At 73.5% G+C, this 23,060-nt stretch carries 24 protein-coding genes; 14 read left to right on the forward strand and 10 right to left on the reverse strand.

Annotated features, from left to right (window positions below; genetic code table 11):
- Window positions 1–9: 9 nt before the first annotated feature.
- The 4 genes from ACX9GQ_RS08550 to ACX9GQ_RS08565 all read right to left on the reverse strand — a co-directional run bounded on the left by ACX9GQ_RS08550 (window position 10) and on the right by ACX9GQ_RS08565 (window position 4,409).
- Window positions 10–1,302 carry a glycosyltransferase family 4 protein gene (locus ACX9GQ_RS08550; protein WP_459629095.1) on the reverse strand — a complete coding sequence of 431 codons (1,293 nt, stop codon included), beginning with the start codon at window positions 1,300–1,302 and terminating at the stop codon, window positions 10–12.
- Window positions 1,299–2,579 carry a glycosyltransferase family protein gene (locus ACX9GQ_RS08555; protein WP_459629096.1) on the reverse strand — a complete coding sequence of 427 codons (1,281 nt, stop codon included), beginning with the start codon at window positions 2,577–2,579 and terminating at the stop codon, window positions 1,299–1,301. Before ACX9GQ_RS08555 ends, ACX9GQ_RS08550 begins: the two co-directional genes overlap by 4 nt.
- A 260-nt stretch (window positions 2,580–2,839) precedes the next feature.
- The gene (locus tag ACX9GQ_RS08560; RefSeq protein WP_459629097.1) at window positions 2,840–3,622 is read right to left on the reverse strand and encodes an FkbM family methyltransferase; all 783 of its coding nucleotides are present in this window, start codon (window positions 3,620–3,622) and stop codon (window positions 2,840–2,842) included.
- A gap of 40 nt (window positions 3,623–3,662) precedes the next feature.
- The gene (locus tag ACX9GQ_RS08565) at window positions 3,663–4,409 is read right to left on the reverse strand and encodes a 16S rRNA (uracil(1498)-N(3))-methyltransferase (RefSeq protein ID WP_459629098.1); all 747 of its coding nucleotides are present in this window, start codon (window positions 4,407–4,409) and stop codon (window positions 3,663–3,665) included.
- A gap of 152 nt (window positions 4,410–4,561) precedes the next feature.
- Between ACX9GQ_RS08565 and ACX9GQ_RS08570 the strand changes: the two genes are divergently transcribed.
- Both ACX9GQ_RS08570 and ubiA read left to right on the forward strand, forming a co-directional pair.
- On the forward strand, window positions 4,562–5,050 hold the full coding sequence (locus tag ACX9GQ_RS08570; RefSeq protein ID WP_459629099.1) for a hypothetical protein: 489 nt from the start codon (window positions 4,562–4,564) through the stop codon (window positions 5,048–5,050).
- The gene (gene ubiA, locus ACX9GQ_RS08575) at window positions 5,047–6,003 is read left to right on the forward strand and encodes a 4-hydroxybenzoate octaprenyltransferase (RefSeq protein WP_459629100.1); all 957 of its coding nucleotides are present in this window, start codon (window positions 5,047–5,049) and stop codon (window positions 6,001–6,003) included. Before ACX9GQ_RS08570 ends, ubiA begins: the two co-directional genes overlap by 4 nt.
- 1 nt (window position 6,004) lies before the next feature.
- On the opposite strand, the gene ACX9GQ_RS08580 is transcribed toward ubiA, so the two are convergent.
- Window positions 6,005–6,493: a DUF6101 family protein gene (locus tag ACX9GQ_RS08580; RefSeq protein WP_459629101.1), complete on the reverse strand. Its 489-nt coding sequence runs from the start codon at window positions 6,491–6,493 to the stop codon at window positions 6,005–6,007.
- Between the two features lie 223 nt (window positions 6,494–6,716).
- On the opposite strand from ACX9GQ_RS08580, the gene ACX9GQ_RS08585 reads away from it, so the two are divergent.
- Genes ACX9GQ_RS08585 through lpxK form a run of 5 tightly spaced genes read left to right on the forward strand, consistent with a single transcriptional unit; the run spans window position 6,717 to window position 10,833 of the window.
- Entirely contained in the window at window positions 6,717–7,526 is an 810-nt protein-coding gene (locus tag ACX9GQ_RS08585; protein ID WP_459629102.1) for a 3'(2'),5'-bisphosphate nucleotidase CysQ, read from the forward strand.
- 49 nt (window positions 7,527–7,575) lie between these two features.
- Window positions 7,576–7,827 (forward strand): DUF4170 domain-containing protein, encoded by a 252-nt coding sequence (locus ACX9GQ_RS08590; RefSeq protein ID WP_459629103.1) that lies wholly within the window; start codon window positions 7,576–7,578, stop codon window positions 7,825–7,827.
- A 14-nt stretch (window positions 7,828–7,841) separates the two neighbouring features.
- Window positions 7,842–8,561, forward strand: coding sequence for a lysophospholipid acyltransferase family protein (locus tag ACX9GQ_RS08595; protein ID WP_459629104.1), 720 nt, complete (start codon window positions 7,842–7,844; stop codon window positions 8,559–8,561).
- Window positions 8,558–9,853 (forward strand): 3-deoxy-D-manno-octulosonic acid transferase, encoded by a 1,296-nt coding sequence (locus tag ACX9GQ_RS08600; protein ID WP_459629105.1) that lies wholly within the window; start codon window positions 8,558–8,560, stop codon window positions 9,851–9,853. Before ACX9GQ_RS08595 ends, ACX9GQ_RS08600 begins: the two co-directional genes overlap by 4 nt.
- A complete protein-coding gene (gene lpxK, locus ACX9GQ_RS08605; RefSeq protein WP_459629106.1) occupies window positions 9,850–10,833 on the forward strand; it encodes a tetraacyldisaccharide 4'-kinase in 984 nt (327 codons plus the stop codon). The genes ACX9GQ_RS08600 and lpxK overlap by 4 nt, the downstream gene beginning before the upstream one ends.
- A gap of 8 nt (window positions 10,834–10,841) precedes the next feature.
- Here lpxK and ACX9GQ_RS08610 read toward each other — a convergent pair whose 3' ends face one another.
- Entirely contained in the window at window positions 10,842–11,069 is a 228-nt protein-coding gene (locus ACX9GQ_RS08610; protein ID WP_459629107.1) for a DUF2093 domain-containing protein, read from the reverse strand.
- Window positions 11,070–11,170: 101 nt separating this feature from the next.
- On the opposite strand from ACX9GQ_RS08610, the gene ACX9GQ_RS08615 reads away from it, so the two are divergent.
- On the forward strand, window positions 11,171–12,031 hold the full coding sequence (locus ACX9GQ_RS08615; RefSeq protein ID WP_459629108.1) for a dienelactone hydrolase family protein: 861 nt from the start codon (window positions 11,171–11,173) through the stop codon (window positions 12,029–12,031).
- Window positions 12,032–12,039: 8 nt separating this feature from the next.
- On the opposite strand, the gene ACX9GQ_RS08620 is transcribed toward ACX9GQ_RS08615, so the two are convergent.
- The 3 genes from ACX9GQ_RS08620 to xseA all read right to left on the reverse strand — a co-directional run bounded on the left by ACX9GQ_RS08620 (window position 12,040) and on the right by xseA (window position 14,736).
- Complete coding sequence (locus ACX9GQ_RS08620) at window positions 12,040–12,453, reverse strand: VOC family protein (RefSeq protein WP_459629109.1); 414 nt, start codon at window positions 12,451–12,453, stop codon at window positions 12,040–12,042.
- Between the two features lie 84 nt (window positions 12,454–12,537).
- Window positions 12,538–13,224, reverse strand: coding sequence for a helix-turn-helix transcriptional regulator (locus ACX9GQ_RS08625; protein WP_459629110.1), 687 nt, complete (start codon window positions 13,222–13,224; stop codon window positions 12,538–12,540).
- A 3-nt stretch (window positions 13,225–13,227) separates the two neighbouring features.
- A complete protein-coding gene (gene xseA, locus ACX9GQ_RS08630; protein WP_459629111.1) occupies window positions 13,228–14,736 on the reverse strand; it encodes an exodeoxyribonuclease VII large subunit in 1,509 nt (502 codons plus the stop codon).
- Between the two features lie 150 nt (window positions 14,737–14,886).
- Between xseA and purD the strand changes: the two genes are divergently transcribed.
- From purD to ACX9GQ_RS08650, 4 genes are read left to right on the forward strand one after another with little or no spacing between them, the layout of a single operon-like run.
- Window positions 14,887–16,164, forward strand: coding sequence for a phosphoribosylamine--glycine ligase (gene purD, locus ACX9GQ_RS08635; protein WP_459629112.1), 1,278 nt, complete (start codon window positions 14,887–14,889; stop codon window positions 16,162–16,164).
- A gap of 49 nt (window positions 16,165–16,213) precedes the next feature.
- Window positions 16,214–17,128, forward strand: a complete 915-nt coding sequence (locus ACX9GQ_RS08640; protein WP_459629113.1) for an alpha/beta fold hydrolase — start codon at window positions 16,214–16,216, stop codon at window positions 17,126–17,128.
- A 21-nt stretch (window positions 17,129–17,149) separates the two neighbouring features.
- Window positions 17,150–18,304: a benzoate/H(+) symporter BenE family transporter gene (locus ACX9GQ_RS08645; protein ID WP_459629114.1), complete on the forward strand. Its 1,155-nt coding sequence runs from the start codon at window positions 17,150–17,152 to the stop codon at window positions 18,302–18,304.
- Window positions 18,305–18,342: 38 nt separating this feature from the next.
- On the forward strand, window positions 18,343–19,227 hold the full coding sequence (locus tag ACX9GQ_RS08650; RefSeq protein WP_459629115.1) for a patatin-like phospholipase family protein: 885 nt from the start codon (window positions 18,343–18,345) through the stop codon (window positions 19,225–19,227).
- A gap of 1 nt (window position 19,228) precedes the next feature.
- Here ACX9GQ_RS08650 and ACX9GQ_RS08655 read toward each other — a convergent pair whose 3' ends face one another.
- Window positions 19,229–19,687, reverse strand: coding sequence for a nucleoside deaminase (locus ACX9GQ_RS08655; RefSeq protein ID WP_459629116.1), 459 nt, complete (start codon window positions 19,685–19,687; stop codon window positions 19,229–19,231).
- 58 nt (window positions 19,688–19,745) lie between these two features.
- On the opposite strand from ACX9GQ_RS08655, the gene ACX9GQ_RS08660 reads away from it, so the two are divergent.
- Window positions 19,746–22,460 (forward strand): pseudouridine synthase, encoded by a 2,715-nt coding sequence (locus ACX9GQ_RS08660; RefSeq protein ID WP_459629117.1) that lies wholly within the window; start codon window positions 19,746–19,748, stop codon window positions 22,458–22,460.
- Between the two features lie 8 nt (window positions 22,461–22,468).
- Window positions 22,469–23,023 (forward strand): 16S rRNA (guanine(966)-N(2))-methyltransferase RsmD, encoded by a 555-nt coding sequence (gene rsmD, locus ACX9GQ_RS08665; RefSeq protein WP_459629118.1) that lies wholly within the window; start codon window positions 22,469–22,471, stop codon window positions 23,021–23,023.
- The last annotated feature ends 37 nt before the right edge of the window (window positions 23,024–23,060 follow it).

Raw genomic sequence — 23,060 nt, forward strand, 5'->3', positions numbered from 1 at the left:
CGACGCGCATCACCCGGAGGCCGGCTGCGGCGCGGCCTCGTCCAGACGCGCGAAGATGTCGGCGACGCCCGCGTCGAACGAGAATGCGTCGAGCACCCGGCGGTGCGCCGCCGCGCCGAGACTTGAGCGCAGGGCCGGATCCTGGATCATCCGCCGCAGGGCCTCAGCCAGCGCCCCGGCGTCGCCTGGCGGCACGAGCAGGCCCTCGACGCCGTCGGTCACGAACTCCGGCACGCCTGCGAACCGCGTCGAGAGCAGCGGCAGGGCCTGCGTCGCGGCCTCCATCAGCACGTTCGGCAGGCCGTCGCGGTCGCCCTTGTCCCCCTCCTTGCAGGGGAGCACGAACAGGTCGGCGTCGCGCATGGCGGCGATCACGCCGTCCTGGGCGAGCCCGCCGCGCCACTCGATGCGGTCGGCAAGGCCGAGGGCGGCCGCCCGCTGGGCCAGGGCCTGCCGCAGCTCCCCCGATCCGATGTGGACGAGGCGCCATTGCAAGGTCGGCGGCAGCGCGGCGAGCGCGTCGAGCAGGACGTCGAACCCCTTCTTCGCCACCGCCCGACCCACCGCGAGCAGCCGCACGGGGTCCTCCGCATCAGAGCCGGTCCGCGGCGTGCGTGCCGCCGGCGGGGCCGGGAACCGCGAGAGGTCGAGGCCGTGGTAGACGAGGCGCACCCGGTCCGGCGCCTCTGGCGGGCATAGCGGCAGGAGCGCGTCTCGACCCGCGCGCGTGCAGGTCACCGCCCAGGACGCGTCGGCGAGCTTCTCCCGCTTCTCCCAGTCGGGCGTCGTCCAGATGTCCTTGGCGTGGGCGGACACGCTGAAGGTGCGGCCCGTCAGCAGGGCCGCGTAGCGCACCACCGAGCAGGGCGTGTGGAGATAGTGGACGTGGATGTGGCGCACGGCGGGGTCGAGCTCGGCCGCCATCACGAAGGCCTGCCCGAGCCGCCGGCCGCGGTTGGGCGTGGGATCGCGCAGGAGATCGCGCCAGAACACGCCCATGAGACGGCCGAACCCGGGTCGCCGCAGGGCCGCGGCGGCCCCGCGAAGCACGCGCAGCGGTGCCTGGTAGAGATACTCGGGCAAATAGCGGACGGCGGCCGTGATCGACCGGTTGAGCGGATGCACGGCCTTGTCGGTCGGGTGGCGCAGCGCCCAGATCTCGAAGGGCAGCCCCCGGCGCTGCAGCGCCAGCATCTCCTGCGCGATGAAGGTCTCCGACAGGCGCGGATAGCCCTTCACGACGATGGCGACGACCGCATGGCCGGCGCGGAGGGGCGGTTCCGCGCGCAGGGGAGCATTCATTCGGCGGCGACGCCCACGGGAGGCTTCGGCCGGCCGCGCCGCGCGGCCTCGAGCCACGGCTTGGTCATGGCCTGGATGCGCTCGAGCCCGTCGAGCAGTCCCGGCACGAAGGCCTCCGACGGCTTGCCCTGGTTCTGCAGCGCCCGGATCGCGCGGGCCATCTCGGCCGGGTCGTGCGAGCCGCTCGGGTTGTCGAGCCCGTCGAGCTGGTGGACGAGGCCGAGCCGCTCGGCGCAGCTGGCGCGGATCGCCTGCTCCAGCCGCGGGCGCTTGCGCGGCACGATCAGGGCCGGCTTGTCGAGCGAGAGGATCTCGCAGAACGTGTTGTAGCCGCCCATGGCCACGATGGCCTTGGCCTTCTTCATCAGGTGCTCGATCTTGGCGTCGAACATGATGGCGTCGACGTTGTCGAGGCGCGAGATGCGGTCGAGGAAGTGCTTGCGCGTGCTGCGCGCGATGAACGGCCCGAAGACCACTAGCGCCGGCAGCGGGATGGACTTGTCGGCCTCGTAGGCGGACACGACCCAGTCGATGAGGTCCTCGCCGTCGCCGCCGCCCCCCGTCGTGACCAGAACGAAGGGACCGCGAGTCAGCTTGGGGTAGCGGGCGAGGTTGGGCTCGTCGGGAAGCTCGCGGCGCAGGTAGCCGGTGTAGACGAACTTGCGCGTGATCTCCGGCGGCAGGTCGAGCGCCACGAGCGGCTGGTAGAGGTCCTCCAGCCCGTAGATCCAGATGTCGTCGTAGAGGCGCAGCGCGTCGACGGCGCCCTTGCGCTCCCACTCGGGCACCAGCAGGGCGGGTTCGTCCATGACGTCGCGGATGCCGAGCACGAGGCGGGCACCCCACGCCTTGGCGGCCTCCAGCGTCGGCATGATCTCGCCGCGGAAGCCCGTCGGCTCCTTGTCGACGATGACGAGGTCGGGCTTCAGCGCGACGGCGGCGTTGCGGATGATCGTCTCGCGCAGCGCCACGGCCTCGTCGAGGTCGAGGTTCAGGTTGAGGCTGGTGTAGTCGCCGTTCGGCAGCTTCACCACGCCGGGGACACGGATGAAGTCGACGCCGTTGCCGAACTCGAAGCTGCCGATGACCGGCGAGCCCGAGACGATCACGACGGATGCGTCGGGGTTCGACTGGACGAGCGCGTTGGCAATGGCCCGCGAACGGCGCAGGTGCCCGAGGCCGAACGTGTCGTGGCTGTAGATCAGAACGCGGGGGGAGCGTTGGCCAACCGGCGGACTCCACCGACCGGCATGGGTGCCCGGTGTTCCGAAAGGCATCACAGACCGACCCCCATACGGACTCAAACGTCTTTTCGGCCCGACGTGACACCGTTCGAGGACGCGCCCACTCGCGTCATCGCCAGCCCCGCGCCGCCCCAAGGCTTCGGAGTTCAAGAAGATGATAGCCACTCGCCCCCCGTTTGGCACGACGAATTTTCCGCGGGAGCCTTGTAAAGTTCAAGTCCGCGTCCCCTGCGGCCTTCAAGGCACACCCCGCCCGCGCCGCGCGACGGGGCTGCATCATTTGTTCCGCAATATCAGTAACTTGCTCTTTCGAAGAGCACGGTGACGTTGTCGGCCCGCGCCGCCTCGCGGGGGGATCTGCCGCCGGCCGGGCCCGTCTCGAGGAGGGCCGGGGCAAATCCGGCGAGGGCGTCGAAGACAGCATCCGTGCGCCGCGCCACGTCCTCGTCCGTCGCGCCTCCGCGACGCATCAGGACCGGGTGGAATGCCACGAGTAGGGCCGCGCAGCAGGCCGGCAGCGCCGCAGCGAGGGCCGGGAGCAGATCATATTCGCCGCCCTCGATATCCACCTTGACGACAAGGCGCGATGCGGGGCCGACGCGATCAAGGAGCTGGGCGGGCGTCACGGCCGGTACCTCCCACCAGTCCTCCCCGCCGGCCAGCAGGGCGCTGCTCATGCTGTCGCCACGCTTGCGGGCGCTGCCGAGGCGGACGCTCCCGGGGCGGGCGGCGGCGGCGGCGGCCACGACGTCGACACGGCCGGCGAGCCGGGGGTTCGCCGCCAGATTGCCTCTCAGCAACTCGAGGGCCCTGGGGTCGGCCTCGACGGCGACCACGCGCTCCGCCCCCGAGGCCGCCGCGAACAGGACGGTCGGGCCGACCCAGGCGCCGATGTCGAGGACGGACGTGCCGGGCCCCGCCAGCGTGCCGAGCGCGGCCAGCGTCTCGGGCTCCCAGCGGCCATCCTCGGCGCGATCCCAGAAGGTCGGCTTGTCGTCCGTCACGGCGAATCGCCTGCCCCGCAGGTCGACCTGGCGGGGCACGGCGACGGGATCCTGATCGTCGTTCGGCGGCATCGCGGCTGCGTCGCACGCCGCGCCGCTCAGGGCAAGCCGTTCAGCCCCGCCAGTCGCCGACCACCGCCTGGACCAGCGCCAGCGCGGCGACGGCCGCGGTGTCGGCTCGCAGGATGCGGGGGCCGAGCGACAGGCGCAGAACGCCGGGAATGCGTCGCAGGCGCTCCTGCTCCTCGGCCGCGAAGCCGCCCTCCGGACCGACGAGGACGGCGACGGGGGAGCCCGCCGGAAGGGCGCGCAGGGCAGCGACGGGATCGGCGACCGGCGCGTCCTCGTCGCAGAAGACGAGCGTGCGCTGCCCGTCCCAGGCCCCCAGGACGGCCTCGAGCCGCTGCTCCGCGCCGATTTCGGGGACGTTGAGCACGCCGCACTGTTCGGCAGCCTCGATGGCATTGGCACGAAGGCGGTCCGGATTGAGCCGATTCACCTGGGTGTGGCGGGTGAGAACGGGCTGCAGCCGCGAGACGCCCATCTCCACCGCCTTCTGCACCATGTAGTCGAGCCGCGCCTGCTTGAGCGGCGCGAACAGGTAGTGGAGGTCGGACGCCGGCGTCTGCGGGCGCGTCTGCTCCGCCAGCTGCAGGACCGCGTCCCGCTTGCCGGACGGACGCAGTTCCGCCAGCCACTCCCCTTCCGTCCCGTTGAAGACCAGCAGCGGCGCGCCTGCCTGCAGCCGCAGGACGTTCAGCACGTAATGGGCCTGGTCGCGGTCGAGGCGAACCTCGCCGGCGTTGGCCAGGGGCGCCTCCACGAAGAGGCGCTGCGTCCTGAAGTCGTATCCCGCCACCCCGGCTCTCCCGTCCCGGCCGGAATTCGGCCTCTTTCCTTGGATAAAGCGCAATCGATTCAGGCACCACTGCGTCCAGCTGTCGATTGAACGGCGCAGTAACTTTCGGTATGGCAAGACGCGATTTGCGAGCGGTCAGAGAGGCCCGAGGCATGACGGATACGACGCGCGCGACGCGGGGATTGATGCAGGTGGTCGTTGTGGCAGGCGCCGCGACCCTCGCCTGCCTGTCGTTCAGCAGCCCGGCGAGCGCCCAGTCCGAGGAATGCAAGCCGCTGATGAAGCTGATGCAGGAGCGCATCGCGCTCGTGCAGCGCCTCAACACGATGAACAAGGCCAAGCGCAAGGACCCGAACGAGTTCTGCGCGGTCTTCACGCAGCTGTCGTCCAAGATCAGCCAGGCGATCCCCGAGGTCGAGAAGAACGGCGCCTGGTGCCACGTTCCCGACCAGGCCCTCACCGGCCTCAAGGGCGAGCTCGGCCAGGCCAACTCCGCGAAGGCGCAGGCCTGCAAGGTCGCCGCGCAGCAGAAGAAGATGCAGGCCCAGCAGGAGCAGCAGAGCCGCTCGGCTCCCGGCCCGCTGGGCGGCGGCGACAGCATCGTCGGCGGCCCGATCAAGATGCCGGCAGGCGCCCTGTGAGCGAGGGGTCCGGGCGGGCCCCTTCCCCCGATCTCGCCCTGCCGGACGCCCCGGCGGGCAATATCGTCGACCGCCTCGCGCCGGCCTCGTGGCGCCCCTATCTCCGCCTCGCGCGCATCGACCGGCCGATCGGCTGGTGGCTCCTCCTCCTCCCCTGCTGGTGGTCATCAGCGCTCGCGGCCGTGGCGGCGGGCGAACCGTGGCCGAACCCGGTCCACATCCTGCTCTTCCTGATCGGCGCCATCGCCATGCGCGGCGCCGGGTCCACCTACAACGACCTCGTCGACCGCGACCTCGACGCCCAGGTGGAGCGGACGCGGCACCGGCCGATCCCCGCCGGACTGGTGACGCCCAGGCAGGCGGCGGCGTTCATCATCTTCCAGTGCCTCGTCGGCCTCGCGGTCCTGCTCAGCTTCAACGGCTTCGCCATCGCCACCGGCTTCGCCTCGATGATCTTCGTGGCGGTCTACCCCTTCATGAAGCGGGTCACCTCGTGGCCGCAGGCGGTGCTGGGCCTCGCCTTTGCCTGGGGCGCGCTGATGGGCTGGGCTGCGCTGTTCGGCAGCCTGGCGTGGCCGGCCTTCGCGCTCTATGCCGCGGCGATCCTGTGGACGATGGGCTACGACACGATCTACGCCATCCAGGACGCGCGCGACGACGCGGTCGTCGGCATCCGCTCGACGGCCCGGCTGTTCGGCAACCGGGCTCGCGAGGCCGTCGGCCTTCTCTACCTGGGGACGGTGATCGCCCTGACGGCGGCCTTCCGCGGCGCCGGCGTCGGCCTGGTGGGCCACCTGGGGCTGATGGCCTTCTGCCTGCACCTCGTCTGGCAGGTGCGGCGCATCCGGCCGGACGACAAGGACGGCGCGCTGCGCCTCTTCCGCTCGAACCGCGACGCGGGGCTGATCCTCTTAGCGGGTCTGGTGCTGGACGCGCTGTCGCGTTTTTCCTGAGTCAGGCGGAGACGGCGAGGCCCGGCCTGCGGCGCATCAGGAACCGGGGGCGCCGGGCGGCGAGCGTCGCGGTCCGGCGGCGGATGCGCACCGCTCCCAGCTGGACGAGGCCGATGTGCTGCCACGGCGCCACGACGCGCCCGTCCCGGTCCTCGATCAACAGCGGCAGCCCGAGGTCCTCTGCATAGCGACGCCAGCGGGCGATGACGTCGCTGTCGTCGGCGGCGACGTGGATGGGCGTGGCCGTCTGCTCTCCGGGGAAGGCGATCGCCACCTCGAAGTAATCCTGTCCCGTGCCGGCGCGCCGGCTGAGCACGACGCCCAGCGCGCCGCGCGCCACGGAGCGGCGCGCCGCGAGGGGGTCATACCCCGCCCAGGCGCCCGAAAGTCCGCTGAAGGCGGGGGCTTCCCGCACCCCGACGGTGGTGCGGACCGCCGGCGGCATCCTGCCGCGACGGTCCGCGTTCCTGCCGCGCTCTCCTGAACGCATGTCCGACGTCTCCCTGAAGACGCTCCGGCGTTGTTCGCCGCTCTTCGGACATCATTCTTTCCTCGACTGTCGTGAGATCGCTTAACCCCGGTGGTTAAGCAGCCGTAACGTGACCGTTAACGGATGTTTTCCTTACCTCATGCTTGCTTGAGCATGGCCCTGCACGGCTTGCCGCGCTGCAGCATCGGCGCTAGAAGACCGCTGCCTTTCACCGGACCCGCGCATGCCCACCGTTTCGGATGACCTTTCGGCCCGGGTGCTCGATGCCACCCGAGACGCCGTGCGGGATGCCGGGCGGCTCGCCCTGGGGTGGTACCGGCCGGGGAGCCAGACGGCGGCGACGGTCGAGTACAAGGCCGGCGGATCGCCCGTCACCGAGGCCGACCTCGCGGTGGACTCCTTCCTGCGCGACCGCCTTCGGGCGATCGCTCCCGGTTTCGGCTGGCTCTCCGAGGAGACGGTCGACAACGACAACCGCCTCGGGCAGCGCATCATCTGGGTCGTGGACCCCATCGACGGAACCCGCGCCTTCGCCCGCGGCGACCAGGACTGGACCGTTTGCGTGGGCATCGTCGTCGACGGCCAGCCGGCCGCGGGCTTCGTCTATGCCCCGGTAACCGGCGAGATGTTCGAGGCCGAGCCGGGAGACGTCGCCCGCCGGAACGGGCGGCCGATCCTCGCCAGCGGCCGCGAGATGCTGCGCGACGCGAACGTCGCCGGCCCGGGCCGCTTCCTCGACATGCTCGCGACCGGCGAGGAGCCCGTGCGGCGCGGGGCGCGCCTGCGCTCGCTCGCGCTGCGGCTGGTGCGGGTGGCCGACGGCACGTTCGACGCAGGGCTGGCCGACGAGCGCGCCAACGACTGGGACATCGCGGCCGCGCACGCGATCCTTCTCGGGGCCGGGGCGACCCTGATCGGCGCTTCCGGGCGTGTGCCGGCCTACAACCGCCGGTCCACGCGGCACGAACCCCTGGTGGCGGGTGGGGAAACCCTGGCGCGACGGCTCGCCGAGCTTCTCTCCCGCCCCCGATGACCCAAACCGGCGGCTACGCCGCCTCCACACGACGAGGATGCACGCGACCATGACGACGAAGCAGCTCCCCCACCTGGTGTTCGGCGGCGAACTGACCCGCCTCGACGGGACGGAGTTCCGCGACCTGTCGAAGCTCGACATCGTCGGTATCTACCCGAACTACGCGACGGCGCACGCGGCGTGGAAGGCGAAGGCGCAGGCGACGGTCGACAACGCGCACATGCGCTACTTCGTCGTGCACCTGCACCGGCTGCTCGAGCCCGGCGCGACGGCCGAGACGGCTCCCGGCTCCCGCGACTGAGGACGCACGGGCGCATGCTCAAGGGGATCGGACGGTCCGCGCCCGTGCAGGCGGCCCTCGGCCGCATGCTGGCAGGCTACCTGCGGGTGGTGGGCCGCACGAGCAGGGTCGTCCTGGACCCGCCGGACCTGTTCCAGCGGCTCGATCCCCTCAAGCCGTTCATCTGCGCCCTGTGGCATGGCCAGCACTTCATGATCCCGCTCGGCAAGCGCCCGCAGGACCGCTACGCCGTGCTCATCTCGCGCCATGGCGACGGCGGCATCAACGCCGCCGCCTGCGACAGCTTCGGCATCCGCCCGATCCGCGCCTCGGGCGGCGCGCCCTCCAAGATGCACAGGCGCGGCGGCGTCTACGGCCTGCGCGAGATGCTGCGCGCGCTGGAGGGCGGCGACAGCGTCACGCTGACGGCGGACGTACCGAAGACGGCACGGGTCGCGGGCCTCGGCATCGTTACCCTGGCGCGCCTGTCGGGGCGCCCCATCGTGCCGGTGACGGTGGTCACGAGCCGGCGGCTCACGCTGTCCAACTGGGACAGGACGACGATCGGCCTGCCGTTCTCGACGCTGGTGGTCGCCGCGGGCGAACCGGTGCTCGTGCCGCGCGACGCCGACGACGCCGCCCTCGAATCGGCGAGGATAGCCGTCCAGACGGGCCTCGACGAGGTCCACGCCAGGGCCTATGCCCGCATCGGCTCGCGTGATCCCGGCGCCGTCCTGAGGCGAGAGGCCGCATGAGCGACCGCCTGCCCTTCACGCTGCGGCTCTACCGGGCGGCCTCGACGCTGCTCGGCCCGTTCACCGCGCTGCTGCTCAACCGCCGGGCCAGCCGCGGCAAGGAGGAGCGCACGCGCCTCGGGGAGCGGCGCGGCGAGGCGACGCAACGACGGCCCGCCGGGCGGCTCGCCTGGCTGCACGGGGCGAGCGTGGGCGAGACGCTCTCCCTGCTCCCCATCGCCGAGCGGCTGACCCAGAAAGGCCTGGCGGTCCTCGTCACGTCGGGAACCGTGACCTCGGCGCGGCTGGTCGAGCGCCGCCTGCCGCCGGGTGCCTTCCACCAGTTCGTGCCGGTCGACGTGCCGCGCTACGTGAAGCGCTTCCTGTCGCACTGGCGCCCCGACATCGCGCTGATCGCCGAGTCCGAGCTCTGGCCGAACATGATCGTGGAGACGGACCGGCGCGGCATCCCGCTTGTGCTCGTCAACGCGCGCATGTCGGAGCGGAGCTTCAAGCGCTGGCAGCGCCTGCTGCCGATGATCTCGGCGCTGCTGGGGCGCTTCGACCTCTGCCTCGCCCAGACCCGCGAGGACGCCGACCGGCTGTCGCAGCTCGGCGCGCCGCGCGTCGGCGTCATCGGCAACCTCAAGTTCGATGCCCCCGCCCCGCCCGCCGATTCGCTGCGGGTGTCCGGGCTGAGCGGCCTCGTGAGCGGCCGCCCGGTCTGGGTGGCCGCCTCGACCCACCCGGGAGAGGAAGAGCAGATCGTCGCCGTGCACGAGGCGATCGCCAAGCACTTCCCGGGGCTGCTGACGATCATCGCGCCGCGGCATCCGCAGCGCGGCGCCGACGTCGCCGCCATCGCGCAGGAGGCGGGGCTGCGCGTGGCCCAGCGCTCGCGCGGGCTCGAGCCGGACGGGGCGACGGACGTCTACGTCGCCGACACTATGGGCGAGCTGGGGCTCTTCTACCGCATCGCACCGGTCGTGTTCATGGGCGGGTCGCTGGTGCCGCACGGCGGCCAGAATCCCATCGAGCCGGGCAAGCTCGGGGCCGCGATCCTGCACGGGCCGCACGTCCACAACTTCACGGAAGTGTTCGCGGCGCTGGACCGGGACGGAGGGTCGCTGGCGGTCGCGGATGCACAGGGGCTCGCCAACGCGCTGGGGCGGCTGCTCGCCGACACGCCGCGCCTGAGGGCCATGGCGCGCAAGGCCTCGGAGACCGTGGAGCAGCTGGGCGGCGCCGTCGACCGGACCCTGCTGGCGGTCGAGCCCTTCCTGCTCCACATGCGCCTCGGGGACCGGGGATGAGGGCCCCGTCCTTCTGGTGGGAGCACGGGTCGGTCGCCTCGGCGCTGCTGGCTCCCGCGGGATGGGCCTGGGGCTTCGTCGCAGGGCGCCGCATGGACCGTGCCGGGACACGGGCGGAGGTGCCTGTCGTCTGCATCGGCAACCTGATCGCCGGAGGCGCCGGCAAGACGCCGACGGCCCTCGCCGTGGCCCGGCTCCTCGCGGACGCCGGGCGCCGCCCCGTGTTCCTCAGCCGCGGCTACGGCGGCTCCGCCCCGGACGCCCTGCTCGTGGACCCGTCACGACACCGGGCGGACCTGTGCGGGGACGAGCCCCTGCTGCTCGCCGCCGCCGCGCCGACGGTCGTCTCGCCCGACCGCGTGGCGGGCGCGAGGCTCGCCGCGCGGCTGGGTGACGTGATTGTGATGGACGACGGGCTGCAGAACCCTTCGCTCGCCAAGGACCTGTCCATCGCCGTCGTCGACGCCCCGCGCGGCATCGGCAACGGCCGCTGCATCCCTGCCGGTCCGCTGCGCGCTCCGATTGCAACGCAGTGGCGGCATGTGGACGCCGTGCTGGTCGTCGGACAAGGGGCGGCGGGGGACGAGGTGGCGGCGCTGGCGACGGGGGCCGGCATCCCCGTGCTGCGCGCGGCCCTGGTGCCGGACGACGCCGCCGCGGCCCGCCTGCGGGGCCGGCGCGTGCTCGCCTTCGCCGGCATCGGCCACCCGGCGCGGTTCTTCGACACGCTCCGCGCCTGCGGGGCAGACGTCGTTGAAGCCCTTGAGTTCGCAGACCATTATGCCTTCGCGCAGGGCGAGGCGACGGCCCTGGTGGCGCGGTCCGAGGCGGCCGGGCTCCTCGCCGTGACGACAAAGAAGGACCTCGCGCGGCTTGACCCCGACGAACGGGCAGCCCTTGTGGGCCGGCTCCACGTGCTTCCGGTCACGCTGCGCCCGGTCGGTGATGGGCTGGCAGGCCTGCTCGCAACTCTGCGTTGAGACGGGGCTCAGCTACGGGGGCGCGGCACTGCGCCCATGCGCTGCAGGACGGCCTCGCGGGAGACGTAGGGTTCCTGCAGGTCGACGCTCCAGTAGCGCAGCTCGTCGAGCGGGATCACCTCTCGGGTCACCCCGCAACGCACGAAGGCCCCGGGCTTGACGATCCGGAAATCCCCGTCGAGATACTCAAGAACCGCTTCGCCCTGGACCATGGGGCGGCGATCGAACCGGTTCATCAATTTCAACTCCGAAGAGCGGACCTGCTTTGGCTGAACAAGCAGTTGCCACATCTGCTTCTAGACTGCCGGAGCCGTTCCTCCAAGGCCTGTCACACCTCATGGATTTGAAGCGCCTCGTCAAGCTCGGCAGCCTCGCCCTCGCCGGGGTCGCGGTGGCCTGCGGCAGCGCGGCGGCGCGCGACCCCGTGCGCGTCAAGGTGCCGGCCAACGGGGTGACGCTGGCCGCGGTGATGTACCGGCCCGACGGCGAGGGTCCCTTCCCGGCAGTGGTCGCCCTGCACGGCTGCGCCGGGCTCTTCGGGCGTGACGGGCAGGTCAGCCGCCGCGAGGCCGACTGGGGCGAGCGTCTCGCTGCCCAGGGTTTTGTGGTGCTGCTGCCCGACAGCTTCGGATCGCGCGGGCTCGGGCCGCAGTGCCGCTCGCGGGAGCGCAAGGCACGCGCGTCCGTGGAGCGGCGCGACGACGCCCACGCGGCACGCCGCTGGCTGCAGGACCAGTCCTTCGTGAAGGGCTCCGCCGTGTCGCTCATGGGATGGTCGAACGGCGGCACCACGGGCCTCTATGCCATCCGCAACGAGCGCACGGCCCGTCCGGGGCGAGGCTTCCGCGTGATCGGCGAGGACTTCGCGCGCGCCGTCCTTCTCTATCCCGGCTGCCGGACCATCTCCGAGCGACCCTACCGGCCGCGCATGCCGCTGCTCGTGCTGGCCGGCCAGCTCGACGAGTGGACACCCGCCCGCTACTGCGAGCAGGTGGTGAACAAGGCCAGGGCGGCGGGGGCGGACGCCAGCATCACGGTGTTCCCAGGCGCCCACCACGACTTCGACTGGCCCGACCGGCCGGTGATGGTCATGCGCGGCGTCATCGTGGCCAACCGCACCATGGACGTGTTCTCGGGGACCAACACGGCGGCGCGGGCCGAGGCGCTGACCCGCGTCCCGGCCTTCCTCGCGCGCTGACGGCTCGTTCACACCACGGCGTGGAGCCCCACTCGGTTGCCCTCCGTGTCGACGATGTGGACGAAGCGGCCCATGCCCTCCGGCAACTCGATCACCGGTCCGGCGACGCGTCCGCCAAGCTTTTCAACCCGTGCGAGCATGTCGGGCAGGGCGCCGTCCGCGTTGAGGTACACCAGCGCGCCCTGGTCTGCCGGCGCGAGCCCCGGCCCGGCCATGACGCAGCCGGAAATGCCGCGCTCGCGCTCGTAGGGGAAGACGGCCATGCGGTTCGGGCCGATGGTCTCGCGGTTCAGCGTCGTGCCGAACAGGGCCTCGTAGAAGGACACCGCGCGCTCGAAGTCGGCGGCCGGCAGCTCGAACCAGACGGCCACCGTCGACCGGCGGGAGGGGGTGACGGGGTTGATGCTGGCAGTGGCGCCCATGGCGGTGTCTCCTCAGGTGGGTCAGGCCGCGACCGCGGCCCGGCATCACCATCGCCCTCCCCTGCTGACAGCTCCTGTCAGCAGTCACGAGACGGGGTCGGGAAGTCCGGCACTGCGCCGCCACTCCTTCACCAGGGCGCGCCGGCGCCGGGGCAGGCGCTCGGCAAGCGGCGTCACTTTGACCATCCGGTCCGTGCGGAAGTGGCGCCAGTCGCCGCGCAGTTCGCACCAGGCGGCAAGGACCCGCACGCGCTCGAAGAAGGCGAGCGACACGGGCCACACCACGCGCTCCGTCCGCTTGCCGCCGTCGTCGTAGACCAGCCGCAGCTTGGTTTCGGCCCGGATCGCGTCGCGCAGCACCGCAAGGTCGGCCTCCGCCGGAACCGCGGCCGTCGGCCCCACGATCAGGCCGCTGTCCTCGATCCCCTCCCCGCCATGCGGCAGCACGGCCTCGATGCGGGCCAGCGCGGAACGGGCGGCGGTGGCGAGGCGCGGATCGCCGTTCTCGGCCACCCATCGGGTGCCCAGCACGAGGGCCTCGATCTCGTCGGGCCGGAAGGTCAGCGGGGGCAGGAGCCAGCCCGGGCGCAGGACGAAGCCGACGCCCGCCTCGCCGTCGATGGGCGCGCCCTGCGCGGCGAGCGCGTCGATATCGCGAAAGAGCGTGCGCAGCGAGACGCCGAGTTCATCCGCGAGGACGCGGCCGGGAACGGGGCGGCGGTGGCGGCGCAGGGCGTCGATCAGGTCGAGGAGACGCTGCGCCCGCGCCATGGATCAACCGAAGAGGCTGCCCTGGCTGCCTCCGGCGGGCGGATCGCCCTTCGTCCGGGCCGGACGCGGCCGTGGCGTAGCATCCCCGGCCGTCGCACGCACGCGGCCGTCATGGAACTCGATGTCCAGCACCGTGCCGTCGGGGGCGGCGGCGGCGCTGCGCAGCGGCTGTCCGTCGGCATCGCGCACGAGCGCGAAGCCGCGCGCCAGCACGCCGTGGTAGCTGTAGCTCTCCGCCAGCTGCCACACGTTGGCGAGCCGGTCCCGGCGACGGTCGAGCGTCGCGGCCAGCGCCCGGCGGGCCCGTTCGCCCAGCGCGGACAGGCGGTCACGCCGCTGGGCGAGGCGCAGGGCCTCGGCCCGGGCGGTGGCGAGATGGGCCGCGCGCAGCCGGTCACCCAGCCCGTCGAGTCGCGCCCGGAACCCCGCGAGGCGGGCCTGCGGCGACAGGCGGGCAAGGCGCCGGCCGAGGTCGGCGAGCCGGCCCTCGTGCTTGCGGGAGTTCAGCACCAGCGCGTTCGTCAGCCGTCCGCCGGCGAGGTCCAGCCGCTGACGGGCCGGCGCCAGCAGGTCGTCGGGCCGGGGCAAAGCGCGGGCGGCACCGCGCAGCTCGGTGCGCCGGCGGTCGAGCAGGCGCCGGACGGCTCCGTCATGGCGCCGGGCAAGGTCGGCGACCTGCGCCATCAGGTCGGCGCGCACCGGCACCGCGATCTCGGCCGCGCCGGTGGGCGTCGGCGCGCGGCGGTCGGACGCGAAGTCGATGAGCGTCGTGTCGGTCTCGTGCCCGACGGCGGAGATCAGCGGAATGTCGCTCTCCGCCGCTGCCCGCACCACGCGCTCGTCGTTGAACCCCCACAGGTCCTCCAGCGAGCCACCGCCCCGGGCGACGATGATGAGGTCGGGGCGCGGCATGGGCCCGCCGGGCGGCAGCGCGTTGAAGCCGCGGATGGCGGCGGCGACCTCGGGGGCGCACGTGTCGCCCTGCACGCGCACCGGCCACACCAGCACGCGGCGCGGGAAGCGGTCCGCGAGGCGATGCAGGATGTCGCGAATCACCGCGCCGGTCGGCGAGGTCACGACGCCGATGACCTGCGGGAGGTAGGGCAGCGGCTGCTTGCGGGCGGCGTCGAACAGTCCCTCGGCGGCCAGCCGCCTGCGGCGCTCCTCCAGCTGGGCGAGCAGCGCGCCGACGCCAGCCGGCTCCAGCGTGTCGATGACGAGCTGGTACTTCGACTGGCCGGCGAAGGTGGTGATCTTGCCGGTCGCGATCACCTCCATGCCCGTCTCGGGCTTCACGCGCAGGCGGGATGCCGTGCCCTTCCAGATGACGCCGGCGAGGCAGGCACGCTCGTCCTTGAGGTCGAGATAGATGTGCCCGGAGGTGTGGACCTTCACCCCGCCAAGTTCACCGCGGACGCGGACATGGCCGTAGGCGTCCTCCAGCGTGCGCTTGAGCGCGCCGGAGAGCTCGGAGACGGACCATTCGGGGACGTTCGGGACCGGATCGGACATGCCCGATGTCTACCACGCGGCGCCGACCGTGCCAGCCCGGCCCCGCGGACGGGCGTTTTCCCCGGCGGGGGCGCTGCATTGCGGAAAAGCCGGTTTCCCCGGCCGCCTGGCATGTTCTAGACAGTCTCCGGCGACGCGAGAGGGACGGCCATGAAGATCCTGCTGATCGGCTCCGGCGGGCGCGAGCACGCGCTGGCGATGGCGCTGGCGCGCAGCCCGCGCTGCACGGCGCTGTTCACGGCGCCAGGCAATCCCGGCACCGCGGCGCTCGGCACCAACGTCGTCCTCGACGTGGCGGACCACGCGGCCGTCGTCGCCTTCTGCCGTACCATGGGCATCGGCCTCGTCGTCGTCGGCCCCGAGACACCGCTCGTCGCCGGCATCGTCGACGACCTCGCGGCCGCCGGCATCCGCACCTTCGGGCCCACGCGCGCCGCGGCGCAGCTGGAGGGCTCCAAGGCCTTCACCAAGGCGCTGTGCGACGAGGCGAAGGTGCCCACCGCCGCCTATGCCCGCTTCACGGCGGCCGAGCCGGCACGTTCCTATGTGCGCGAGCGCGGCGCTCCCATCGTCGTCAAGGCGGACGGGCTTGCCGCCGGCAAGGGCGTCGTCGTCGCCGCGACGGTCGAGGAGGCGGTCGAGGCCATCGACATGATGTTCGGCGGCGGCCTCGGCGCGGCCGGCGCGGAGGTGGTGATCGAGGAGTGCCTCGTGGGCGAGGAGGCCTCGTTCTTCGCGCTCGTCGACGGCGAGACGGCCCTGCCCCTCGCCTCGGCGCAGGACCACAAGCGCGTCGGCGACGGCGACACCGGTCCCAACACCGGCGGCATGGGCGCCTATTCCCCCGCCCCGGTGGTCACCCCGGCGATGGCCGAGCGGGTGATGGCGGAAATCATCCGCCCCAGCGTCGCCGCCATGAAGGCGCGGGGCACGCCGTTCAAGGGCGTGCTGTTCGCCGGGCTGATGATCACCGCCGAGGGGCCGAAGCTCATCGAGTACAACGTGCGCTTCGGCGACCCCGAGTGCGAGGTGCTGATGCCCCGCCTGCGGAGCGACATCGTCGACCTGATCGAGGCGACCATCGACGGCACCCTGGCCTCCGCGTCCCCGGCATGGCGCGAGGAGGCGGCTCTGACGGTGGTGCTCGCCGCGCGCGGCTATCCAGGGAAGCCCGAGACGGGGACGCCAATCCGCGGCATAGACACGGCGGCGCAACTGGAAGGCGTGACGGTGTTCCACGCCGGCACCCGGGCGGAGCCGGACGGCCGGATCGTGGCGAACGGCGGGCGCGTGCTCGCGGTCACGGCGCTCGCCCCCACCATCGCCGCCGCCAAGGCCCGCGCCTACGAGGCCGTGGACCGGATCGACTGGCCCGGCGGGTTCTGCCGCCGCGACATCGGCTGGCGCGCCGCCGGGCGAGACGGCTGAGCGGCCGGCACGCTATCCTGCCGCCCCCGTCCCCTCAGCGGAGCGTGTCATGTCCGACGATCTCGCCGACCTGTTCCCCGGCTTCGAGAGCCGCTGGATCCCCACCGAGGTGGGCAAGGCCTTCGCCCGCGTCGGCGGGTCGGGGCCGCCCGTCGTGCTGCTGCACGGCTTCCCGCAGACGCACGTGATGTGGCACAGGATGGCGCCGGCGCTGGCGCGCCACTTCACCGTGGTGGCCATGGACCTGCGCGGCTACGGCTGGTCCTCGGCGCCGCCCGGCGACCCGGCGCACGAGACCTACTCCAAGCGGGCCATGAGCCGCGACGTCGTCACGGTGATGGAAACGCTGGGCCACGTCCGGTTCCACTGCGTCGGCCATGACCGGGGGGCGCGTGTCGCCTACCGCCTGGCCCTCGACCATCCCGGCCGCGTCGACCGGCTCGCCGTGCTCGACATCATGCCCACCCTCACGATGTGGGAGGGCATGAACGCCAAGCGCGCCATGCAGGTCTACCACTGGACCTTCCTCGCCCAGCCGGCGCCGATGCCGGAAACGCTCATCGGCGGCGCGGCGCTCTACTGGCAGGACCAGAAGCTCGCCAGTTGGAGCGGCACGCGCACGCTGGAAAAGTTCGACCGGCGGGCGATGGCGCACTACCACGCGTTCTTCAACAACCCGGACCGCATCCACGCGTTGTGCGAGGACTACCGCGCCGGCGCCACCGTCGACCTCCTGCTCGACCAGGCGGACCGCGACGCCGGCCGCAGGATCCTGTCGCCGATGCTGGCGGTCTGGGGCAACGCGGGCATCCCAGCCGCAAGCTCCAGCCCGCTCGACGCGTGGCGCAGCACCTTCGCGCCGCAGGCGGAAGGGGCCGGTGTCGACAGTGGGCACTTCCTGCCCGAGGAGAACCCGGAGGCGACGCTGGCGCTCCTCCTGCCCTTCCTCGGCGCCAAGGCCTGAGAACGGGACCCCGCGACCGCGATGCGCGCCTCCCTCGTCACGTCGCCGCTGGTCGCGGCCCTCGTCGGCTTCGGCGGGACGCTCGCCGTCGTGCTCGCGGCCGCCAAGGGTGCAGGCGCAGACGCCGCGCAGACGGCCTCCTGGGTCACCGGCCTGTGCCTCGCCATGGCCGGCACGAGCGCGCTTCTCAGCTGGCGCCACCGGATGCCCATGGTGACGGCATGGTCGACGCCGGGGGCCGTGCTGATCGCGGCGACGACGACACCGCCGGGCATGGAGGCCGCCGTCGGCGCGTTCATGGTCGCGGGCGCGCTGATCGTGCTCACCGCCGGCGTGAAGCCCCTGGGCGACGCCGTCGCCCGCATCCCCGCCTCGGTGGCCTCCGCGATGCTGGCCGGCGTGCTCCTGCGCTTCGTGCTGCCGGCCTTCGACAGCGCCACCACCGCGCCGCTGCTCGTGCTGCCGCTGATCGGGCTCTTCCTCATCCTGCGGATCGCGAGCCCCGCCTTCGCCGTGCTGATCGTGCTCGCGGCTGGCGTCGCGCTGTCGGCGGGACTGGGCCTCGTCGGCCCGCTGCCGGGGTGGATCTGGCCCACGGCCGTCTTCATCCCGCCGCGCTTCGACGCGGGCGTGGCGCTGGGCCTCGGCGTGCCGCTCTTCCTCGTCACCATGGCCTCCCAGAACCTGCCGGGCTTCGCGGTGCTGCGCGCCGCGGGCTACGCGCCGCCGGTTCGCGCGGCGCTGGCGGTGACAGGCGGTGCCTCGCTGCTGACCGGGCTCATGGGCGCGCACACCAGCAACATGGCGGCCATCACCGCGGCGCTGGTGACGGGGCCGGACACCCATCCCGACAAGGCGTCGCGCTGGCCGGCGGGCGTCGTCTACGGTGCGGTCTACCTCGTCTTCGCGCTGCTCTCCGGCTTCCTCGTGGCGCTGTTCGCCGCGCTGCCGGTCGACCTGATCCGGACCGTGGCCGGTCTCGCCCTGATGACGCCGCTGCTCGGCTCGCTCGCGGCGGCGATGGCCGACGAGAAGCAGCGCTTCGCCGCCGTGCTGACGCTCGCCGTGACGGCGTCGGGCGTGACGTTCTTCGGCGTGGGGTCGGCCTTCTGGGGGCTCGTCGCCGGGGTCCTGGCGCTGGCCATCGAGGCCGTGCTGCGGCGTCCCGCGCCATGAGCGGCTGCGGCGCGGCCGCGATGCTGTAGAGTGCGCCGATGCCGCACCGCCGACACGCTCCTCCGCCTGCTCCTCCCCGCCCCGTCGCCCTCGCGCTCGGCGGCGGCGGCGCCCGCGGGCTCGCCCACATCGTCGTCATCGAGGCGCTCGACGAGCTCGGCGTCCGGCCGGCGCGCATCGTCGGCACCTCGATGGGTGCGGTCGTCGGGGCGGCCTATGCGGCGGGCGTTCCCGGCGCCGAGATGCGCCGCTACGCGCTGGAGCGCCTGAAGGACCGGGCGCGCGTCATGGCGCTGGTGCTGCAGGCGCGCGTCGGGCGCATCACCGACATCCTGTCGCGCGGCTTCGGCGCCAATCCGGTGCTGCTCGACGGGGAGAAGGTGCTCGACCTGTTCTGGCCGGAGACGGTGCCGGACCTGTTCGAGGACCTCGGCATCCCCTTCTGCGCGGTCGCGACGGACTATCACGCCCGCGACGAGGCCGTCTTCGACAGCGGGCCGCTGGTCACCGGCGTCGCGGCGTCGATGGCCATCCCCGGCCTGATCAAGCCGGTGACGGCGATCGGGCGCGTCTTCATCGACGGCGGGGTGGTCAATCCCCTCCCCTTCGACCGCCTCGCCGACGGCCCGGCGGGCGCCGTGACGATCGCGGTCGACGTCAGCGGCGGGCAGGTCGACGCCGAGGCGAAGACGCCGGAGCCCTTCCAGGCCATGATCGGCGCCGCGCAGATCATGCAGGGGGCCATCGTGGCGCAGAAGCTCAAGTCACGGGCGCCCGACATCCTCGTCCGGCCGCAGGTCGGCGGGCACCACGTGCTCGATTTCTTCCACGCGAAGGAGATCCTCGCCGCGGCGGAGACCTGCAAGGACGCCCTGAAGCGCGACCTCGAGGCGGCGCTGGGCAATGTGAGCGAGGCGCCCTGACTCAGCGCCGCTCGCGGAAGAACCCGCGCAGCATCGCGCCGGCCTCCGTCTCGCGGATGCCGCCATAGACCTCCGGCGCGTGGTGGCAGGTGGGCGAGGCATAGAGGCGCACGCCGTTCTCCACCGCGCCGCCCTTGGGGTCGTACGCGCCGAAGTAGAGCCGCCGGATGCGGGCGAAGGAGATCGCCGCCGCGCACATCGGGCAGGGTTCCAGCGTCACCACGAGGTCGCAGCCGACGAGCCGCTCCGTGCCAAGCGCCCCGCAGGCGGCCCGGATGGCGAGGATCTCGGCGTGGGCCGTCGGGTCGCGGTCCTCGAGCGTCCTGTTGCCGGCCCGCGCGACGACGGCGCCGTCCTTGACGACGACGGCGCCGATGGGAACCTCCCCCCGCCGGGCCGCCGCCTCGGCCTCCTGCAAGGCCTCCGCCATGGCGTCGATCCGCGACTGCGCTGCTGCCATGCCGGAATTCGCCCGTCCTTCGCTCGCAAGACGGGTCGCACTCTGCTATCAGCGCGGCATGAGCGACAAGACGAAAAAGGGTGGCGGCGGCTTCAAGGGCCGGCCGCCGCAGAACCGCGGTCCGCGTCGCGGACCGCCCGGCCCCGCCCGGGACGAGGGCGAGCGCCGCCCGCGCCGCGACGACGAGCGGGCTGCGCGCCCGCGCCGCAGCGACGACGAACGTCCCGCTCGCAGCCGCCGCGAGGAGGGGGACAGCCGCCCGCCGCGCCCGCGGCGCGAGGAGGGCGACCGCCCGTTCCGGCCGCGCCGCGACGATGCCGCCGGTGGCGAGCGCAGCTTCCGCCCGCGCCGCGAGGAGGGGGACAGTCGCCCGCCGCGCCCGCGTCGCGAGGATGGTGACCGCCCGTTCCGGCCGCGCCGGGACGATGCCGCCGGTGGCGAGCGCAGCTTCCGCCCCCGCCGCGAGGAGGGGGACAGCCGCCCGCCGCGCCCGCGGCGCGAGGAGGGCGCCCGCCCGTTCCGGCCGCGCCGCGACGATGCCGCCGGTGGCGAGCGGACCTTCCGCCCCCGCCGCGAGGAGGGGGACAACCGTCCCGCCCGCCCGCGCCGCGAGGAGGGCGACCGCCCGTTCCGGCCGCGCCGGGACGATGCCGCCGGTGGCGAGCGGACCTTCCGCCCCCGCCGCGAGGAGGGGGACAGCCGTCCTGCCCGCCCGCGCCGCGAGGAGGGCGACCGCCCGTTCCGGCCGCGCCGGGACGATGCCGCCGGTGGCGAGAGCAGCTTCCGCCCGCGCCGCGAGGAGGGGGACAGCCGTCCTGCCCGCCCGCGTCGCGAGGAGGGCGACCGCCCGTTCCGGCCGCGCCGGGACGATGCCGCCGGTGGCGAGCGGACCTTCCGCCCCCGCCGCGAGGAGGGGGACAGCCGTCCCGCCCGCCCGCGCCGCGAGGACGGTGACCGTCCCTTCCGCGGTCGTCGTGACGAGGGCGGCGACCGGCCGTTCCGGCCCCGCCGGGACGAGGGCGAGGGACGCGGCTTCCGTCCGCGCCGGGAGGACCGGCAGCGGTCCGCCAGCGCGCCGGCAGGCGAGCGTCCGAAGAAGGAGTATGCCGAGCGCATCGCCAAGGTGATCGCGCGGGCGGGGCTCTGCTCGCGCCGCGACGCCGAAGCGTGGATCGAGGCGGGGCGGGTCACCGTCAACGGCGAGGTGCTGGCGAGCCCGGCGCTCGACGTCACCGCGAAGGACCGCATCACCGTCGACGGCCAGCCGCTGCCGACGCGCGAGCGCACGCGGCTGTTCCTCTACCACAAGCCGCGCGGGCTGGTGACGACGGCGCGCGACCCCGAGGGGCGGCCGACGGTGTTCGGCTCGCTGCCGCCGGGCCTGCCGCGCGTGGTCACGATCGGCCGGCTCGACATCAACACCGAGGGCCTGCTGCTGCTCACCAACGACGGCGGGCTCTCCCGGGTCATCGAGCTGCCGGAGACGGGCTGGCTGCGGCGCTACCGCGTGCGCGCCTATGGCGAGGTGACGCAGGCGGACCTCGATGCGCTGGCCGGCGGCGTCACCATCGACGGCATGCACTACGGCCCCGTCGAGGCGGAGGTCGACCGCGAGCAGGGCGACAACGTGTGGATCACGCTCGGCCTGCGCGAAGGCAAGAACCGCGAGGTGAAGCGCATCCTCGAGCACCTCGGCCTGCAGGTGAACCGGCTCATCCGGCTCTCTTTCGGCCCGTTCCAGCTCGGCGACCTGCCGGAGGGCTCCGTCGAGGAGGTGTCGACCCGCATCCTCGCCGACCAGCTCGGCCCCGACCTCGCCGCCCAGGCGGGCGTCGACTTCGAGGCACCGGTCTTCGTCTACGAGGAGGACGACTTCCGCCCGAAGAAGCGCGAGGACCGGCCGCAGAAGCGCGAGCGCGAGGCCGCCCGCGGCGAGCGGCCGGAGCGCCCCCGGCGCGACCGAGACGGTGACGAGCGCCCGTGGCGCGACCGGGACGGCGACGAGCGGCCCCGCCGCGGCGCGCGGTTCCGCGACGAGGACGAGGCCCGTCCGGCCGAGGCTCCCGAGGCGCCGAAGCGCCCGGCGCGCCGCAGCCCGCTCGATCCGGCCCGCAGCGTGTGGCGTGCCGAGGAGCCCGAGGCGGCAGCCGGCACGGGCCGCAAGCTGCCGCGGCGCGGCGCCGACCCCAAGGCGGCGCGCGCCGAGAGCGGCGAGCGCGAGCACGTGCGCACTGGCAAGGTGCAGAGCCGCAGCGGCAAGACCGTGCTGGTCGAGCGCGTGGCGCGCGACCCGGCCGCGCAGGTCCGCGAGGACAAGCCCGTGCGCGCCCGCCGCGACGACTTCAACCGTGAGCAGGCACCCGACGAGCAGCGGCCCCGCCGCTCGGCCTGGGACGAGGGCGACGAGCGTCCGCGCCGTCCGTCCCGTCCGACGGGCGACGGCCCGCGCCGCGACCGCGACGGCGACCGGCCTGCCCGCGGAGGCTCCGTCGGGGACCGCCCCTACCGCGGCAAGCCCGGCGGCCGCTTCGGCGGCGAGCGCAGCGAGCGCCCGCGCGGCGACAGGCCCGAGGGCGACCGGCCCCGCGGCAGGTCGTTTGGAGACAAGCCTTCGGGCGGCAAATCCTTCGGGGGCAAATCCTTCGGGAGCAAATCCTTCGGGAGCAAGCCCGGCGGCGGCCGGCCGTTCGGCGGCAAGCCGGGCGGCGGGCGTCCCGGCGGCGGCAGGCCCGGCGGGTCCGGCGGGCCGCGGCGCCCGCGGCGCGACGACTGAGCGCCGCGATGCGGATCGTCGGCGGGCGGTTCCGCGGCCGGTCCCTCACCGGCCCGAAGAGCATGGCGGTCCGCCCCACGTCGGACCGCCTGCGCGAGACGCTGTTCAACGTGCTGGCCCACGCCTACGACGACCCCGTCGAGGGGGCGCGCGTGCTCGACCTCTTCGCCGGCACGGGTGCGCTGGGTCTGGAGGCGCTGTCGCGCGGCGCCGCCTACGCGCTCTTCGTCGACGATTCGACCGAGGGCCGCGGCCTCGTGCGCGCGAACGTCGACGCGCTGGGCGTGGCCGGCATCACCAAGGTGTTCCGCCGCGACGCCACGCGCCTCGGCCCCGCCCACCCCAACGCGCCGTTCTCGCTGGTATTCTGCGACCCGCCCTACGGGCGCGACCTCGCGCCGACGGCGCTCGCATCCGCCATCGCGGGCGGATGGCTGGCGCCCGGCGCGCTGGTCGTCGTGGAGGAGGCCGCCGACGCGGCCCTTGCGCTGCCTGCGCCGCTGGAGACGCTGGAGGAGCGCACCTACGGCGACACGAAGGTGCTCTTCGCACGCCTTCCGTGACGCGGCGGCTTCGTCGCCTCCCCGCCCGGATGATCGT

Source organism: Alsobacter sp. R-9 (assembly GCF_054612375.1).